This is a genomic window from Nocardia sp. NPDC049707 (genome assembly GCF_040674855.1).
Classification (GTDB): Bacteria; Actinomycetota; Actinomycetes; order Mycobacteriales; family Mycobacteriaceae; genus Nocardia.
This window is the reverse complement of the sequence record NZ_JBFANN010000063.1, coordinates 17,233-34,534: the sequence shown is the minus strand read 5'-3', so window position 1 is coordinate 34,534 and position 17,302 is coordinate 17,233. Positions and strand designations below refer to the sequence as shown.

Below are 17,302 nucleotides of genomic sequence, written 5' to 3'. Positions count from 1 at the left end.
GCCGGTAATGCGTTGCGGCTGAACACCACTCGACCGATCGGGATGGACGCGAGCAGGTTCAATGCCGACGTCCGATCGAGCTCGACAACCGCGCGGGCGGAGTGGCCGTCGACGGCGAAGTCGGTCATGATCGACCACCCTCCGCCGCGGGCAGCACGATTGCCAATGCTCCGTCGTAGCGGCGATACAGCAACCGCCCTCGCCTACTGCTCGGATCGGTGAAGAACAGGAACGGCAGGCCGTACCGGCACAGCCGGGCCACGGCCTCGACCTCGGTCAGGCGCCGTGTGGGATGCGGATTCACGGTGAGGGACAACGCCGAAGCCGACTCGGGCAGCTGCCGCTGGTGCTGTCGGGCCAGGCGCACCCCCAGCGGGCCGGCCCAGTAGACGATCGCGTCCTCGCCGGTCTCCGCATCGGTGTAGAGGTAGGCGTCATAGTCCATCGCATCCATCGCCCGCACGGCTTCGTCCGGAGTTCCGGTCAGCAGTGCGCTGTGCTTACGGCGCACGATCGGACGTTCGTCGGTGGGCGTCGCCAATGGCGGGCGCGCCGGATCGGGCCAATACCTCGGCAATGCGCCGGAGGTCAGCCGCGCGAGCTGGCGGTCGAGCCGGTCGGCGAGGAAGGTGGCGATGAATCCGCTGGGACCCGGAACCTGGACTCGCACACGAACATTCCGGAACACCACTGTCGCTTGCGCCAGGGCCGGCGCGTCCGCGCCCGCCGGTCCGGTGAGTCGCACTCGCGCCGACACATCGACATGGTGACAGCGCAGCGTTCTATCGACCGCCCGCATCACACGGTTGATCAGAATGGGATCCACCGTACCCTTGGTGGTGCACTCTCCTTCCCTAGCTGTCCCCGTCGACCACAGCTCGGATGTACTCACTCCGCAACCCCTTCTCGGCAGCCCTGCCGCACGCAACGCAGGCAGTGTCAATCGGATGCCGCGGCACCGAACAGGGCCAAAGGTCCCGTGAATCGAGGACGTTGGGTTCATCGCACCGGCAGCGCGGGCGAACACCACCGCCGAATCCTCGCGGCACAGTTACTTTCGGCCCTCGCTGCCCCGATCCGACCGGTCGATGATGGGTGCGACCAGTGCACGACCTATTCGACAAGGAGCCAGTCATGACTACCGCACAGGCCATCATGCAGCCCGATGTCGCGAGCATTACGGTCCGCGACACCATGGAGACCGCGGCGCAGCGGATGCGTCAGCTCGATGTCGGTGCTTTGCCGATCTGCGATGGTGAGGGACATCCGGTCGGCATCGTCACCGATCGCGATATCGTCGTCAAGTGCGTTGCCGCCGGGGTGAATCCGCGCACGACCACCGCGGGTGAAATGGCTCAGGGCGAGGACCTGCTCACCGTCGACATCGGCACCGAGGTCGATGACGCGCTGGCGCTGATGGGGCAGCACCAGATCCGACGACTCCCGGTGACCGAGGCGGGCAAGCTGGTCGGCATCATCACCGAAGCCGACCTGTCCCGCCGCCTGCCCGACATCACCGTTGGTGAATTCGTGGAAGCTGTATGCGCACAACATCTTCCGGCATCCACCGACCAAGCGGCACAATAGTGTCAGGGTGGGCCCATGCCCCAGCCGCGTTACCGGTGCATGAGCCACATCCCGGTCAGTCCGCCTCCGAGGCGGTGACCCCGGCCGCGCGGCTCGGGTTTGCGCCAGGATCCGCCGGTACAGCGTGACATGATCACCGGACATCCGGTGCATATCGAAACGCCGTGCTGCCGCGGCCCGGCTCCCGCTCCGGTCGACAGTGGGTCGATGACCTCCTCCATCGGTGCGAGCATTTCCGAATACCCCTGCTTCGGAAGGTGCACATCCGGCGACCAGCTGGTCCGATCGGTGCTAGGACGACCGGCTACGGACTGGATCATCCGCGCCGACCTCGGTATGCCATGGAAAGGCCGCGGCGTTGTGCCGCAGCAGCTCGACGACCTCATGTTCGGAGGTGTACCCGTACCGCCGGTACCACTGCCCGATCGCGAAGAGCCGCACTGGCGTCTCGAGGCGGATCACCTCATTGGCGACCGTGTTCAACGCCGCGACCATATCCCGGGCAATGACCGGAACGGCCCACACGACCCGCCGAGCTCCACCCAGCCGGGCGATGCGGCATGCGGCGCGGGCCGTCGCGCCGGTCGAAACGCCGTCGTCCACGATGACAACCGGGCGCCCGAGCAGCGGGATTCGAATGCACCCTGCCCGCAATCGCTCGACCTGCTCGGCGAGTGCCTCCAACTCGTCGTGCTCGATTCGCGCCATCTCCGCGGCGGTCAGCCCGTACCGACGCGCGACGGCGGCATTGCGCACCCGCACATCGTGCTCCCCGACCGCGCCGAACGCGATCTCGGGCCGTCCGGGCACGCCGAGCCGACGGACCACGACCAGATCCAGCGGCGCGTCCAGCGCCCGCGCGACTTCGTACGCGACGGGGACGCCGCCGCGCGGCACCCCGAGCACCACCACATTGTGATCGTGCAGGAACCGCAGGCGCAGGCCGAGCCGACGCCCGGCGTCACGGCGATCGACAAACATCATCGGCACCCTTCTGGCGGAGATCGACTGGATGCTCACTCAGGATGGCACCGGTACGGACGCCTGCCACGGGCCCAATGTCGCGCCAATGGACCCCGAAAGTCACCGCGCCGAATCGGGCCCGACATCCGGCGGTGCGGGGACCGAGTTCGCGGCGGAGGGTGACCTTCGCCCCTTGATCCCGCAGCTGCCCGCCGTCGATGATGGTCGAGAAGTCCGAGCGCCTCGATGACCCGCAGCTGCGCGAACGCATCTCGGCCCACCCGCCCGCAGGCTGTTGTGCAGCTGCTGCCGAGCACGGCTGCGCCCCGCGTCCGCGTCTGCGTCGAAGACATCGAGAAGACTCTGACCGGGGTCAGGTCGGAGAAGTGCCCCTGAACCCAACGACCGTCCCCTTCTGCGGTAGCACAGCAGTAGGTCGATCGCGGTTCGGGTGGTCCAGAGTCATGCGGTTACACCAACGACAGCCAATAGTCCTGGAACCGCAGGAAAACCAGCAGCAGGACCACCGCGTAGAACAGTGCCAGCACTGTCCATCGCCACTGTACGAACGCGCCGAGCAGTCCGCTCGTTCGTCCCCACAGTCGATCGCTCACTACGATCGACAACAACGGTGTCGCGACCCACACCACTATGCAGTACGGACACAGTGCGTTGATTCGATACAAGGTCTGGAAGACGAACCAGCACACGAATCCGACACCGGCCGCGGTACCGAGCCACAATCCACCCCAGATCCACCGGGGCAATCCCACCCCGGCCACCACCGACACGCCGAGGGTGACCACCACCGAGAAACCCACCACGCCGAGGATCGGATTGGGGAATCCGAAGACCGCCGCCTGCCTGGTCACCATGACCGATCCACAGGACAGGATCGGGTTGATGCTGCAGGACGGGCGGTAGCCGGGTTCGGTGAACAGCTTGAAGCGCTCGATGGTCAACGTGACCGAGGCCAGCCAACCGAGCAGACCACCGATGAGCAGTAGCCACGCCGAGACCCGCCGAGACGGGTCCGCGGCGGTGGCCGGCAAATCAGACCCGGGCACGTTCACGAGCCAACGCGCGGTCGCGCTGTTCCTCGAAGCGTGGGATCTTCACCTGCTCCATATCCTCGAGAAACGCCGCCAACCGCTCCCGCACCTGTTCGCCGCGTGCGCTGAAATCGGTGCGGCCGAACAGATTCCACTGCCGCAGCACCGGTTGCAGGACCTCTTCTAGATGCTGGCGCAGATCGTAGACGCCGTGCTTGGCCATGAGCACACCGTTGCGACGGAAGTTCGGCATCCCGGCACCGGGCATCTGGAAGTTCTGCACGATATTCGCGATGGCCTCGATCGTCTGATCGGGCACCAGATCCAGGGCCGCGCCGCAGATGGTGCGATAGAAGATCATATGCAGATTCTCGTCGGCGGCGATACGCTGCAACATCTTGTCGGCGACCGCGTCGTTGCACACCCGGCCGGTATTGCGGTGGGTGACCCGAGTGGCCAGCTCCTGGAAGCTCACATAGGCGACCGAATGCAGGAATCCAGCCCCGCTGTCCACATCGGCCGTGCTCACCCCCGATGAGAAGCCGTTGGTCATATGCACCATCCTGGCTTCTTCCAGCGCGACCGGATCGACACCGCGAGTCACCACCAGATAATCGCGAATCACGGTGCTGTGCCGCATTTCCTCGGCGGTCCAACGGCCCACCCAGGTGCCCCAGGCGCCGTCGCGGGAGAAGTTCTCGGCGATCTCGCGGTGATAGGAGGGCAGGTTATCCTCGGTGAGCAGATTCGTGATCATCGCCGCCTTGGCGACCTCGCTGAGCGAAGATTGCTCGGCCGCCCAATCGATACCGCCGAGTGCGGCGAAATTGCGGCCCTCATCCCATGGCACGTAGTCGTGCGGATGCCAATCCTTGGCCATCGACAGATGCCGGTGCACACAGTCCTCGGCCATCGGCTCCAGCTCGGTGAGTATTTCGCGCTGGGTCAGGTCACGCGTCAATGGTATTGCCTACCTTTCCTTTTCGATGGGTCTGATACCGGTGACGATGCTCGGCTCGCTCGGTCGGCTTCCCATGCCACCATTGCGCCCCGCCGCCGCCCAGGGCCGAAGGTCCCCGCGAACCAGCGACCGAATGCCCTTTTATCGAGGCCGCGGGATGAATCACATTCCCGCGACGGGCGAACAGACACACACAGCCGGACATCGGTCTCCCGGCCAGCAGTCGCGGCGGCGGGATCGGCGTAGGCCAGGACGACCTCGCCGCTCATGGCGGCAACCAGCGCAACGTGGGTGTGTTTGCCGACGGACCCTCGGCGTGCCGGCCCACCGCCTCGTAGGCGATGGTCAGCCCACTGTGCGGCAGCCAGCCAGTTCGGATCGCGCCTTGTCCCAGGAGAATTCGCGACACGTTCGGTGGTAGTCGATGAGAATGGCCCGCGCCGGTTCGGTCTGCGGCTTTGCGATCGGCATCTAGTCGACCACACCGCCTGTCGATGCGCCGACTGGGACCGTAGCTCTCAGATCGCCATCGTCACTGCCCGCAGCGCCGCACGGCCGAGTCCCCGACCTGGACCGTGCGAAACGCCCACCAAGGAGGGGACTTCCGGCCAACGCGTGCCGGAGCCACCGACTGCCGCGATATCGGGCGATCGGCGATCCGAAAGCAGGACCATCGGCACACCCGAGAGCACCCTTCGGCCCTTGGCCAGCGGCCACGTGCGTCGCAGGCTGGGCCGTACGACACCAGGGAAGGACCGAGGAGGCCAGCCATGCCGCACCACGACGATCCCTTCGCGCCCGCCGTGCAGACCGCGCACGATTGGCTGCGCGCCGTCGCCGACAGTCTCGATAGCGACCCGGCCTTCGCGTACCGGGCGCTGCGTGCCTGGCTGCACACCGTGCGTGACCGTATCAATGTCAGCAGCTCGGCGCATCTGGCCGCGCAGTTGCCCGAGTTACTGCGCGGGGCCTACTACGAGGGCTGGGTGCCCAGCCATGTACCGGTCCGACATGGCACCGCCGAATTCGTCACGCACTTCGCCAGGGCGGCAGGCATCGACCGGGACGAGGTCGGCCTGGTCGCGGGTGCGGTCACCATCGCGTTGGCTGACCTGTTCTCCCCCGGCCAGATGAACCGGATCTTCGCAGTCCTGCCCATGCACCTGTACGGCGTACTCTGCGGCGCCCAACCGCCGGCCGACGAGTCGCTGACCGAATGGCAACCGGTCACCGTGGCTCGCGAGGTCGATCCGGTCGCCAACCTCGAGAACCGTATCCAGGCGCTCGGCGATGCCGTCGCGGTCCTGGCGCGCGGTCTCGAGCGACTTCCCGCCGATAAGCCCGGGGACGACCGCTCGAACCTAGCGGCCCAGCAGGCGCATCGCATTCTGCTCGCCGAAGGTCTGGTCGGCGCCGAAGTGCGGGAGCGCTGACATGCTGCGTCCGACGATTCCGCTGGGGCGGATCGCGGGCATTCGTGTCGGCGCGCATTGGTCGGCGCTGGTCACCCTGGGCCTGTTCACCTATCTGCTCGGCCGCTCGCTCACCGACACCCATGGGAACTCGGTGGTGGTCTGGCTGGTCGCCGCGGGCGGCGCGGCTGGACTGTTCGCCTCCCTGCTGAGTCATGAGCTGGCGCATTCGATCGTCGCGCGCCGCCGCGGCACTCGCGTCGATGTGGTCGTGTTGTGGCTGCTCGGCGGGGTATCCGAACTCGGTGACGAACCGAAGGATCCGCGCTCGGATCTGCGGATCGCACTGGCCGGACCGCTGACCAGTTTTGTGCTCGGCATCGTGTTCTTCGGTGCCGCCGAGCTGGTCGGGGTGGTCGTCAGTGGGCCGGTGCCGGAGACGCTCGGCTGGCTGGCCGCGATGAATCTCATTCTGGCCGTATTCAATCTGCTGCCTGGCGCGCCACTGGACGGTGGCCGCGTGTTGCGTGCACTGATCTGGCGGCGCACCGGAGATCGATTGCGCGCCACCACCATTGCCGCGCGCAGCGGCCGGATCCTCGGGCTGGCGCTGCTGATCCTCGGCGGCATGGAACTGCTGCTGGTGGGCAACGGTGGTGGGCTGTGGCTGATGTTGCTCGGCTGGTTCCTGTTCTCGGCCGCGAATGTCGAACTGGCCGCCGCCGGGCTGCGACATCGGCTCGGCGACATCCGGGTACGCGATGTCATGACCGAACGCCCGCTGTCGGTTCCCGCCACCTGGTCGGTCGGCGACCTGCTGCGCTCCCAGATCGTGCATTCCGATCACCGGGTGTTCCCGGTCATCGATTCGGCGGGTCACCCGATCGGCGAACTCGCTTGGTCCGATCTCGCGGCATTGCCCGCCGCGGCGCGCGAGACCACCGAGGTGCGCAGAGTCGCTCGTCCGCTGCCGCCGACGGCCCGGGTATCCGGTGACGAGCTGCTGTCCACTGTGGCATCCCAGGTGGTGCTGCGGCCCGATTTCGATGTCGTCGCGGTGGTCGATCCGCCGGGTCGACTCGTCGGTGTGGTCACCGCGACGGATCTGACGCTGGCGGTGCAGCGCAGCGCGCTCGGTCTGCCCGCTCACCGATCGGAGCGGTTCCGCCCGCCGAATACCGCACTGTGACAAGACAATTCGTCCCGCACCGGTCCAGCTGATGGGAGGCTTGCGATGAGCCATACACGAATACAGCAGGAGCCACTTCGACCGATCTTCCGGGATCGGCACGAGGCGGGCCGGGTGCTGGCCGGTCTGCTCGAACACTATCGCGGCGATCCGGATGTGCTGGTGCTCGGACTGCCGCGCGGTGGTGTTCCGGTCGCATGGGAGGTTGCCGCGGCGCTCGGCGCGCCGGTGGATGCGTTGGTCGTGCGTAAGCTCGGCGCACCGGGTCATCCGGAGTTCGCGATCGGCGCGCTGTCCAGCGGTGGCCGCGTTGTCATCAACGACGATATGGTGCGCGCGCTGCGGCTCACCGCCGACCAGGTGCGCAGTATCGCCCGCGACGAGGCCGCGGAGATGGTCCGGCGGGAGTCGGCGTATCGCGCCGACCGCGGGCCGATCGAAGTGGCCGGGCGGACCGTGATCCTGGTCGACGACGGATTGGCCACCGGCGCGAGCATGTTCGCGGCCGTCGAGGCGATCCGCGAAGGCGAACCGAAGCGGATCGTGGTCGCGGTCCCCGCCGCACCGGAGTCGACCTGCCGGGAACTGGGCGCATCGGTCGATGAAATGGTCTGCGCGACCATGCCGACTCCGTTCCGCGCGGTCGGTGAATGGTTCTGGGACTTCACGCAGGTCACCGACGAGCAGGTGCGCATCCTGCTGGGGATCTCGACCACCGGCACGGCCGTCCCACGCATCGACGCCGCGGCGACGATCCGCGCCGCCACCGTCGACGCGCCCGGCGGCGTCCCGCCCGCGTGGGCACTCGACGAGCTGATCGGCGATGCCAGGTTTGTGCTGATCGGTGAAAGTTCGCACGGCACAGCGGAGTTCTACCGGGCCAGGGCCGCGATGACGCGGTGGCTGATCGCGGAGAAGGGCTTCATCGCCGTGGCGGCCGAGGCGGACTGGCCCGACGCCTATCGGGTGAACGGGTACGTGCACGGACGCGGCACCGATACCAGCGCCGAGCAGGCGCTGCGCGGATTCGCACGCTTCCCGGCCTGGATGTGGCGCAATACCGAGGTCCGCGATTTCGTCACCTGGCTACACGAGCACAATGCCGAGCAATTGCGCAATCATGCACCACAGACCGGCTTCTACGGTCTCGACCTCTACAGTCTGCATCGCTCGATGCATGAGGTGGTGCGCTACCTCGACCGTGTCGATCCGAACGCGGCGCAGCGCGCCAAGATTCGCTACGCGTGCTTCGACCACTTCGCCGGTGACGACGCGCAAGCCTACGGGTTCGCCGCCGCCTTCGGCGCGGGTAGATCCTGTGAGGCCCAAGTGATCCGGCAGTTGCTGGAGTTGCAGCGCGTCGCGATCGCCCGGGGTGAATTGGAACCCTTCGCCGCCGACGAACTGTTCGACGCGCTGCGCAATGCCTGGTCGGTGCGCGATGCCGAGGCCTACTACCGGGCCATGTTCGGCGACCGGGTGTCCTCGTGGAATCTGCGCGACGAACATATGGCCGACACCCTCGACGCACTCGCCACCCATCTCGGCCGTTCCGGTGCGCGCGCCCCGGCTCGAATCGTGGTCTGGGCGCACAACTCTCACGTCGGCGACGCCCGCGCCACCGAGATGGGCAGCGAAGGCCAGCTCACGCTCGGACAGCTGATGCGCGAACGCCACGGCCGGGACTGCCGTCTCATCGGCTTCAGCACCTGCGCCGGCGCGGTCACCGCGGCCGAGGACTGGGGTGGGTCCGCGCGCCGCGAAACCGTCCGTCCCGCATTGCCTTCGAGTCTGGAGGAACTGCTACGCGACACCGGCAACCCGGAATTCCTACTCCGCATGGACCTTTCCGGCGAGGCCGGCGAACTGCTGTGCCAGCCCCGTCTGCAGCGCGCGATCGGCGTGGTCTACCGGCCCGGCACCGAACGCCAGAGCCACTACTTCCATACCAGGCCCGCCGACCAGTTCGACGCACTCATACACATCGACCACACCACCGCACTCGAACCATTGGAGCCGACCAGCGAATGGATCGCGGGCACCGTGCCCGAGACCTACCCATCCGGTCTCTGACCGACCATCGTTGGCACACACCATGATCGCGCCGGGGCGACGCCGAGTGGCGGACCTGCGGATCGCTGTCGTCACTTCCTTTTCCGATATGACCGACAGAGCCGGTCGCTGTTCGGGTCACCGCGCTACGCAACCTCATTGCGGGTCCTCTTCGATCGGACTATTGAACTGACGCCACTGCCGGCTCCAGCCGACTTCATGACGCTGTTCGAGCAGCCATACCGCGCCCTGCGTCAGCAGGTACGCGACGACCCAGGTGCCGTTGAGCACCACGGCGCCGACGGCGATCCCGGTCAGCGCGGCGGCGCCGGGGCGCCGTGGCGCGGCCGTCGGAGTCCCGTCCGGTCCCAGCCACACCGTCAGGTGATCGCCGGGTGCCGCATGGTTGGGCACGCGCACAGTCGCGGTGTCGGGGCGGCCTTCGTGGGTCCACCGCACCCGGGCCTCGGGCAGATGCGACGGCGTGCGCTCGGGTTTGTCGGTGATCACCGCGCTCACCGCGAATTTCGCCGCGTCCTCGGCACGGATCCGGGCCGCGGCCCCGGTATAGGCCGCCGTCCCCGATGCCCCGGCGATCGGGATGGCGACGACGACCGCGAGTGCGACCACGAGTCGCAGCACGGCCTCGATTCGATCAGAAGGCCGCAGCAAGGGATTCGGACTCCACGGGCGCAGCCACCACAGCCGTCGCACTGGAGACCATGCGGCCCGGATCGGGAACGCCGAGTCCTGCGACATCGCCGATCACCTTCTTCCGGTGGCATTTGTACCGACCCGAGCATCGCGCGTGGGCGCATGCGTGGGCAGGGAAGAAGGTCATCGCTTCCCGGGGTCGACCGACCTCGCTTTTTCGTAGGCCGCGACTGCGGTCGGCAAGGGCGGATACCGGTGATGGTCGAAGGTCCCTCGGCATGCGTCGGTTCGGCACTGTGCGGGCGCACTGCCCGGTCGTAGCGTCGAATCGAAGCAGTTCCCACGGCAGCGGAGGTCGACACATGTCCGAATTCCACGGCCGAAGTGCCGTCGTCACCGGGGGTGCACACGGTATCGGCGCGGCTATCGCCCACACCCTCGTCAAGTCCGGCCTCAGCGTCGTCGTGGCCGATCTCCTTGACGCCGAGGGTGCGGCAACCGCCGAATCCCTCAGCCCGACAGCGATATTCCGCCACCTCGACGTCACCGACGAATATGGCTGGCGGCAGGTGCTCGACGATGCCGAAGCGAATTTCGGACCGCTCGCCGTGCTGGTGAACAATGCGGGCATCGTCGACTTCGGTGGCATCGAGTCCGAATCCCCCGCGATGTTTCGTCATGTCGTGGACGTCAACCTGTACGGCGCGTGGCTCGGCATGCATCTGGCGGCCCCGCGACTGCGCGCCAATGGCGACGGTGTCATCGTCAACATCTCCTCGACCGCCGGACTGATGGGCTACTCCGGGATCGCCGGATACGTGGCGAGTAAATGGGGCCTGCGCGGTTTGACCAAGGCCGCGGCGCTCGAACTCGGCGATGCCGGGGTCCGGGTCTGCTCGGTCCATCCCGGCCCGATTCACGCCGGTTTCGACCAGAGCATGCCTGCGGGGCAACCGCTTCCGCGTTTCGGTGAGCCAGCAGAGGTCGCGGCGATGGTCGGTTTCATCGTCACCGAGGCGACCTTCTCGACCGGATCGGAATTCGTCATCGACGGCGGCGCGACCGCGGGCATGACACTCGTCGAACCAGCCAAGGCGCACGGAACGTGGCAATGATCGCCGCGGTGCAGTTACTCGTTGTCGGTAGCCGGGGTCGCGGCGGGTTCGATGGGCTGTTGGTCGGCTCGACCAGCACGCTGGTCCAGACCGCGTATCGCCCGGTCATGGTCGTCCACCCGCAGTGAAGCCACCCCTGTCCCCCGTCGCGCAGAAGGGCCACGAACTCCCATGCCCACCACCATCAATCCCCCTGTACTCGTCGGCATCGATGGTTCCGCCGCTGCCGCCGAGGCCGTGCGCTGGGCCGCGGTCGACGCGGTCCACCATCGCGCGCCCCTGCACATCGTGCACGGTATCGGCGCGCCGATGGACTTCGGACCCGCGATCACCTTCGACCAGATCGACTACGACACCTACCGGGCGGCCGGCGCCGAGGCACTCGACACGGCCCGCGGATACGCGACCGCAGCGGCCGCGTCCGTCGGCGAACTCGATATCGCCACCTTCGTGGTCGAGGCACCGCCGATCCCGGTCCTGCTCGACCGCTCCAAAGACGCCCGCCTGCTCGTCGTCGGCACCCGCGGCCTCGGTGCCTTCCGCCGCGGCCTGCTCGGCTCGGTCAGCACCGCCGTGGCCCGGCACGCACACTGCCCGGTCGCCGTCATCCCCGAACCGGAGAACTACACACCAGACCGGCTGCTCGGGCCGGTCCTGGTCGGTGTCGACGGCTCGGCCAGCGCCACCCGCGCCATCGAGATCGCCTTCGACGAAGCCGCCCGCCGCAACGTCGCGGTGCGCGCGGTGCTCACCTGGTCGCAATTCAACCGCTACATCTCCCGCACCGACATGCAGAACGAAGCCGAGGAACTCTTGTCGCAAAGCCTCGCCGGCTACCCCGAAAACTATCCCGACCTGCAAATCCAACGCGTGGTCGTCGAAGACCGACCAGCCAGACGCCTACTCGCCGAATCCGAGAACACCCAACTCATCGTCCTGGGCAGCCACGGCCGTGGCGGTTTCGCCGGTATGACCCTCGGCTCGGTCAGCCAAGCCGTCCTCCACGCCACCGACTGCCCACTCATCATCGCCCGCCCACAAAACTGACCGAAGGTATCGACATGATCGCTGCTCGCGAAGCGAATCCACACCAACTGGCATCAGCCGCGGTGGTGGTGGGAACTGACGGCTCGACAACCAGCGACGCCGCTGTCCAGTGGGCCGCGCGGACGGCGGCTCACAAGCGACGGCGGTTGCTGATCGTGCACGGCCTCGACCTCGCCGGTACCCGCGCGGTCCTGGGGAGCTACGACGCCATGGAGCCCTCGGTCGTCGGGCCGTTGCGGGTCCGCGGTGAGCACATCCTCGCCGAGGCCAGTGCACTGGCTCATGACGTCGACCCGGAGCTGGCCGTCACTACTCAACTCTCCGAAGCGAATCCCGCGGAATTGTTGATCGAACTTTCGCAAACCGCCGACCTGGTCGCCCTCGGCGCTGCCCCGGGTGTCGGCACGCTCGCTCATCTCGGGTCGACACTGCTTGCGGTGGCCAGCCACGGGCATGGTGCCACGGTGGTCGTACGCGGCCCCGACACAGGGCAACCGGCTCATCCCGTCGGTCCGGTCGTGGTCGGCGTGGACGGCAGCCCGGTCGGTGAAGCCGCCATCGCGGCGGCATTCGCGGAGGCATCCGAGCGCGCCGCCGAACTCGTCGCCGTGCATGCCTGGAGCGATCTGAACGTCGGTGCGTTCGCCGGCGGCGCCTATCTGGAAATCCCCATCGTCGACCTCGAGATCGCCGAACACGCGCTGTTGGCGGAGCGGCTCGCCGGCTGGCAGGAAAAGTATCCCGATGTCACCGTAACTCGCAAGGTCTCCGTTTTCGGACCACGTGAGCTGCTGGGTAAATGGTCGAAGCTCGCGCAGCTGATCGTGGTCGGCAGCCGTGGACGCGGCGGATTCCGCGGCTTGCTGCTGGGATCGACCGGCAATTGGCTTGTGCAGCACGCCGACTGCCCGGTCATGGTCGTACATCCGAGCTGACCTTCGGCCTCACGCTCCGGGACCGAAGCCCCTGCTCGACCACCCCGCCGGACCGGCATGGTGATCATCGGGCCGCGGACAAACCGCCCATTCGCGGCCCACTCCACATTCCCGATCGAAGGAATCATCATGAGCAGCGCGACATTTGACGCACCCTTCCACACCAAGCCTGGCGAGAGCTTGGCCGATACCTTCAATATCCCGGGCATGGTGCTCTTCGTACTCGGAGTTGTCGGCCTGGCCTCGACACTCACCGCCGCGGCTTACGGTTTCGCTGGTTGGACGAAACTGGGCGCCCTCACCACCGCGCTGCTGTTCCTCACCAGTATTTCGCTGTTCCTGCTGGAACACGAACGGCTGCGCCGCCTGGCCGCGCGCTGCGCGATAACCGAGTCCGCAAAGCTGAATGGCGATTCGGGCGATGCTGTGCTGTCGATGAGTGATAACCGGGAAGTGGGATTCGATGATCAGCCGCATCACGCCCTCCCGCACGAATAGGGCGCGCATTCGCCGAATCCCGGCACACAGCGGTCGACCAAAGCCATATCCGAACGGGACCAAGGACTGCATCGCCGACCGGTCGACCAGCGGATAGCCAGCGACGCCCGCAGAACCAAATCGAAGGACACCCGAGATGACCGAAAACGATCCGCACCGGTTGGCATCGGCGCAGGTGGTCGTCGGTGTGGACGGCACGACCGCGTCGAATCTCGCCGTTCGATGGGCCGCCCGGACCGCCGCGCAGCGCGGGCGGACACTGTTGATCACGCATGGCATGGATCTGCGTGCCGCAACCGCCGATCTCGACGCGACCGTCATCCCCGCACTGATGGACGAAATCCGCATACGTGGTGCGGATTTCGTCGCCATCGCCGAGGGCCTCGCCCGCGAGGAAGCCCCCGAGTCGACCGTTTCGACAGAGGTATCCGAGGCACATCCCGCCGAGTTGTTGATCCAGCACTCACGCACCGCCCATCTGGTGGCCATGGGGGTGACACCCGGAATAGGCGCCGCCGCACATCTCGGATCGACCCTGCTGGCCGTGGTCGCGCACGGCCACGGCAGTGTCGTGGTCGTACGCACCGCCGACCCGCGCGGACAGCTCCCCGCCGAGGGGCCGGTGGTGGTCGGTGTCGACGGCAGCCAGGCCGAACAAGCCGCGATCGCCACCGCCTTCGCCGAGGCGTCCGACCGAGGGGCCACGCTGGTCGCGGTGCACGGCCACCACGACCTTTTCGTCGATTCCTTCGTCGGATACCCCTTCTTCGACGCACCCATCCAAACGATGGAAACCTCGCAGCGCGAACTGCTGGCCGAACGCCTGCGTGGATGGCAGGAGAAGTACCCGAATGTCGAGGTCCGTCACCGGGTCTACGACCGCCGCACCCGGCAGCGTCTGCTGGAGTGGTCCAAGACCGCACAGCTCATTGTGGTCGGCAGCCGGGGTCGCGGCGGATTCCGCGGCCTGCTGCTCGGCTCCACGAGCAATGCGCTTATGCAACACGCATATTGCCCGGTCATGGTCGTACATCAGGATTAGCGCCGTGCTGGCGTCGACGTGGCTCGCCGAGCATTTGTAGCTTCGGGTGCGACCGATAATGGGACCTTCGGCACCCGGATCGGCGACATCGGGATCTGCCGCCCGGGCGGGCACGGCGCGAGTCTCGAGGTAACCGCTAGGAGGTTGGCGATGTTCGGCTGGCGCATCCACCCGCGATGAACGAATCCGAAGCCGGGCATCGCTTGATCCCGCACACCGCCGACCTGCGTATCGAGGCGTGGGCGCCGACTCGGGAGCGGTGTCTGGCCGAGGCGGTGGCCGCGCTGGTGGATAGTTTCCTGGAGCGGCCACTGCCGCGCGTTTCGACGGCCGTCGACACGGCCTTGCCCGCCGACAGCGATGAGAACGTGCTCGTCGGAGTGCTCGAGGAGGTCATCTTCCAAGGGGAAGTTTTCGGTCTGGTCCCGGTCGCGACGGAGGTTTCGGCGTCCCGCACCGGAGTGCGGGTGCGATTCCAGATGGCCGACCTGGCGGCAGCCACGCCCTGCGGTGCGGTCCCGAAAGCGGTCGCACGGCACGGATTATGGTCGCGGCGCGACTCACGCGGCTGGCGCTGCGCGGTGACGATCGATGTCTGAGGGAGCGCTCATGGAACTCATCGAGGAGACACCGCACCGGTTCCGCATCGCACGACACGGCGACATGCGGGTTCCCGGACTGGTTTTCGCGTCCCGGGCGCTGCTGCCCGACCTTGCCGATGATAAGGCACTCGAACAGGTCGTGAACGTGGCCACGCTCCCGGGAATCATGCTCGCCTCCTACGCCATGCCGGATGTGCACTGGGGCTATGGATTCCCTATCGGCGGCGTCGCCGCGACCGATATCGCCACCGATGGTGTCGTATCCCCGGGCGGGGTCGGATTCGATATCTCCTGCGGTGTGCGGCTGCTCGCCGCCGACCTCGACCGCGCCACATTCGCGTCGAAACTCACTGCCGTCATGGACGATCTCGACGCCGCGATCCCACGCGGCTTCCGGCGCGGCGGCCTGTGGCGGGTGTCCCGCGGCGAACTCGGCGAAATCCTGACCGGGGGTGCGGCATACGTTGTCGCGCGAGGCCACGGCGTACCTCGTGACCTACGACGGTGCGAGGACCAGGGCAGGGTCGTCGGGGCCGATCCGGATCTGGTCAGCGAACGCGCTGTGGTCCGCGGCCTGGGTCAGGTCGGCAGTCTCGGCTCGGGTAACCACTTCCTCGAGGTACAGGCCGTGGCCGAGATCTACGATGAACCGGCCGCGACCGCCTTCGGACTGCATGCCGATCAGGTGTGCGTGATGATCCATTGCGGTTCACGGGGACTCGGACATCAGATCTGCGGCGACCACCTGCGACTGATGGAACCGGCGATGCGCCGCTACGGCATCGAAGTCCCGGATCGCCAGCTTGCCTGCGCCCCCGTGAACTCCCCGGAAGGCCAGGACTATCTGGCCGCGATGGCTGCGGCGACGAATTACGCCCGCGCCAACCGGCAGCTGCTCGCCGAGGCCGTCCGCCGGATCATCCTTGCGCGGACCGGCGCTGGACTCGACCTGGTGTACGACGTGTCACACAACGTGGCCGCCATCGAAACCCACGATATCGATGGCCGGCCGCGGCTGTTATGCGTACACCGCAAAGGTGCCACCAGAGCGCTGCCGCCCGGACATCCCGATGTACCCGCGGATCTGACCGAATCCGGTCAGCCCACGCTGATTCCCGGCACCATGGGGACCGCGTCGTTCGTATGCACCGGGGTCGAGGACGGCCAGGCGTTCCACTCGACATGTCATGGCGCGGGCCGGGTCTGGAGCCGGCACGCCGCGGCACGCAACATCAGCGGCAAGACGTTACAGGCCGACCTCGAGCGGCACGGGATCGCGGTGCGTGGCCTATCCTGGAAGGGCCTCGCCGAGGAGGCACCAGCGGCATACAAAGACATCACCGCGGTCGCCGCCGCGAGCGAAGGCGCGGGGCTGTGTCGGACAGTGGCCCGACTCGTGCCGCTCGGCGTCGTCAAAGGCTGATCAGTGACTCGGCTTGTGATGGGTCGAAGTCATGACCTCACCGGGCGTGGGCTGTCGGCGGCCAGGCGCAGGCCGAGGGCAACGGCTTGGTCGAGGCTGTCGGCGAGCGGGTATCCGGCAGCGATGAGCTTGTCGGGGTGATGCAGTCCGCCGGTGTGAAGCACCGCGATGGCGCCGTTGGCGTGCGCGGCGTCGGCGTCGTCGATGGCGTCGCCGACCAGCAGCACGCGCTGCGGTTCCGAGTTCAGACCTAGTGCATCGAGGTGGGCAGTCAGGGCAGCGGCCTTGACGCCGCCCGACGGGCCGGTGCGTCCATCGACGCGATCGAAGAAGTGGCCGATGCCGGCCTCCTCGACCTCGCGAACCAGCGTGCTGTGCGGGCACAGGGAAAGTAGCGACTGGCTGTGGCCGAGGTCGCGCACCGCGGTCAGGAGCTGCGTCGCGCCTTCGCGGAGCCGAACGGGCTGAGCCTCGAGGTGGGCGAGGAACGCGGCGTCGCTGGACGTCCATTCAGCGTCGGTGATTGTGCGGCCCAGCAGGCGGGCATAGAAATTCGGGATGGGCATAGTGTGCTCAGCACGGTAGGTGTCCCGGTCGAGCCGCTGACCGCCGAGGGCGGGAAGCGTGGCGTTCAGCGCCGAAACGTGGTCGTCGAGGTCGTCCTTCAGGGTGCCGTTCCAGTCCCAGACAAGGTGCAGGCGGACACCGGTGGTTGAGGACGAGGCTGTGGTGGCGTTCACGGAATAGCTGCTTTCGATCGGTGGGTGCGG

At 67.2% G+C, this 17,302-nt stretch carries 17 protein-coding genes and 2 pseudogenes; 12 read left to right on the top strand and 7 right to left on the bottom strand.

Annotated elements, in window-relative coordinates:
- Both AB0J29_RS34145 and AB0J29_RS34140 read right to left on the bottom strand, forming a co-directional pair.
- Nucleotides 1–128: pseudogene (locus AB0J29_RS34145) on the bottom strand (hypothetical protein); the annotation flags it as partial.
- Entirely contained in the window at nt 125–892 is a 768-nt protein-coding gene (locus AB0J29_RS34140) for a sigma 54 modulation/S30EA ribosomal C-terminal domain-containing protein (protein ID WP_364794859.1), read from the bottom strand. The gene AB0J29_RS34140 and the pseudogene AB0J29_RS34145, both read right to left, overlap by 4 nt.
- 242 nt (nt 893–1,134) lie before the next feature.
- Here AB0J29_RS34140 and AB0J29_RS34135 point away from each other — a divergent pair, with 242 nt between their 5' ends.
- Complete coding sequence (locus tag AB0J29_RS34135) at nt 1,135–1,587, top strand: CBS domain-containing protein (protein ID WP_364794857.1); 453 nt, start codon at nt 1,135–1,137, stop codon at nt 1,585–1,587.
- 291 nt (nt 1,588–1,878) lie between these two features.
- Here the strand turns inward: AB0J29_RS34135 and AB0J29_RS34130 are convergent, their stop codons facing one another.
- The 3 genes from AB0J29_RS34130 to AB0J29_RS34120 form a co-directional block, all read right to left on the bottom strand.
- A complete protein-coding gene (locus AB0J29_RS34130) occupies nt 1,879–2,571 on the bottom strand; it encodes a phosphoribosyltransferase family protein (protein WP_364794856.1) in 693 nt (230 codons plus the stop codon).
- A 449-nt stretch (nt 2,572–3,020) separates the two neighbouring features.
- Complete coding sequence (locus AB0J29_RS34125) at nt 3,021–3,617, bottom strand: vitamin K epoxide reductase family protein (protein WP_364794854.1); 597 nt, start codon at nt 3,615–3,617, stop codon at nt 3,021–3,023.
- Nucleotides 3,604–4,563: an acyl-ACP desaturase gene (locus AB0J29_RS34120; protein ID WP_364794853.1), complete on the bottom strand. Its 960-nt coding sequence runs from the start codon at nt 4,561–4,563 to the stop codon at nt 3,604–3,606. Before AB0J29_RS34120 ends, AB0J29_RS34125 begins: the two co-directional genes overlap by 14 nt.
- A gap of 770 nt (nt 4,564–5,333) precedes the next feature.
- On the opposite strand from AB0J29_RS34120, the gene AB0J29_RS34115 reads away from it, so the two are divergent.
- The 3 genes from AB0J29_RS34115 to AB0J29_RS34105 are packed head-to-tail and all read left to right on the top strand — an operon-like array spanning nt 5,334 to nt 9,237.
- Nucleotides 5,334–5,996 (top strand): DUF2267 domain-containing protein, encoded by a 663-nt coding sequence (locus tag AB0J29_RS34115; protein WP_364794852.1) that lies wholly within the window; start codon nt 5,334–5,336, stop codon nt 5,994–5,996.
- Nucleotide 5,997: 1 nt separating this feature from the next.
- Nucleotides 5,998–7,164 carry a site-2 protease family protein gene (locus tag AB0J29_RS34110; RefSeq protein WP_364794850.1) on the top strand — a complete coding sequence of 389 codons (1,167 nt, stop codon included), beginning with the start codon at nt 5,998–6,000 and terminating at the stop codon, nt 7,162–7,164.
- A gap of 45 nt (nt 7,165–7,209) precedes the next feature.
- A complete protein-coding gene (locus tag AB0J29_RS34105) occupies nt 7,210–9,237 on the top strand; it encodes an erythromycin esterase family protein (RefSeq protein WP_364794848.1) in 2,028 nt (675 codons plus the stop codon).
- A 135-nt stretch (nt 9,238–9,372) separates the two neighbouring features.
- Here AB0J29_RS34105 and AB0J29_RS34100 read toward each other — a convergent pair whose 3' ends face one another.
- Nucleotides 9,373–9,975, bottom strand: coding sequence for a hypothetical protein (locus AB0J29_RS34100; protein ID WP_364794846.1), 603 nt, complete (start codon nt 9,973–9,975; stop codon nt 9,373–9,375).
- A 257-nt stretch (nt 9,976–10,232) separates the two neighbouring features.
- Here AB0J29_RS34100 and AB0J29_RS34095 point away from each other — a divergent pair, with 257 nt between their 5' ends.
- The 8 genes and pseudogenes from AB0J29_RS34095 to AB0J29_RS34060 all read left to right on the top strand — a co-directional run bounded on the left by AB0J29_RS34095 (nt 10,233) and on the right by AB0J29_RS34060 (nt 16,532).
- Entirely contained in the window at nt 10,233–10,985 is a 753-nt protein-coding gene (locus AB0J29_RS34095; RefSeq protein WP_364794845.1) for an SDR family NAD(P)-dependent oxidoreductase, read from the top strand.
- Nucleotides 10,986–10,996: 11 nt separating this feature from the next.
- A pseudogene (locus AB0J29_RS34090) lies at nt 10,997–11,113 on the top strand (universal stress protein); the annotation flags it as partial.
- 43 nt (nt 11,114–11,156) lie between these two features.
- Nucleotides 11,157–12,032, top strand: coding sequence for a universal stress protein (locus tag AB0J29_RS34085; RefSeq protein WP_364794844.1), 876 nt, complete (start codon nt 11,157–11,159; stop codon nt 12,030–12,032).
- A 14-nt stretch (nt 12,033–12,046) separates the two neighbouring features.
- Nucleotides 12,047–12,967 carry a universal stress protein gene (locus AB0J29_RS34080; RefSeq protein ID WP_364794842.1) on the top strand — a complete coding sequence of 307 codons (921 nt, stop codon included), beginning with the start codon at nt 12,047–12,049 and terminating at the stop codon, nt 12,965–12,967.
- Nucleotides 12,968–13,096: 129 nt separating this feature from the next.
- Nucleotides 13,097–13,465: a hypothetical protein gene (locus AB0J29_RS34075; protein WP_364794841.1), complete on the top strand. Its 369-nt coding sequence runs from the start codon at nt 13,097–13,099 to the stop codon at nt 13,463–13,465.
- Nucleotides 13,466–13,601: 136 nt separating this feature from the next.
- On the top strand, nt 13,602–14,507 hold the full coding sequence (locus AB0J29_RS34070; protein WP_364794839.1) for a universal stress protein: 906 nt from the start codon (nt 13,602–13,604) through the stop codon (nt 14,505–14,507).
- Nucleotides 14,508–14,683: 176 nt separating this feature from the next.
- Complete coding sequence (locus tag AB0J29_RS34065; RefSeq protein WP_364794837.1) at nt 14,684–15,106, top strand: archease; 423 nt, start codon at nt 14,684–14,686, stop codon at nt 15,104–15,106.
- Nucleotides 15,099–16,532, top strand: a complete 1,434-nt coding sequence (locus tag AB0J29_RS34060) for an RtcB family protein (protein ID WP_364794835.1) — start codon at nt 15,099–15,101, stop codon at nt 16,530–16,532. The genes AB0J29_RS34065 and AB0J29_RS34060 overlap by 8 nt, the downstream gene beginning before the upstream one ends.
- Before the next feature lie 29 nt (nt 16,533–16,561).
- Here the strand turns inward: AB0J29_RS34060 and AB0J29_RS34055 are convergent, their stop codons facing one another.
- Nucleotides 16,562–17,272 carry an HAD family hydrolase gene (locus tag AB0J29_RS34055; protein ID WP_364794833.1) on the bottom strand — a complete coding sequence of 237 codons (711 nt, stop codon included), beginning with the start codon at nt 17,270–17,272 and terminating at the stop codon, nt 16,562–16,564.
- Nucleotides 17,273–17,302 lie beyond the last annotated feature (30 nt).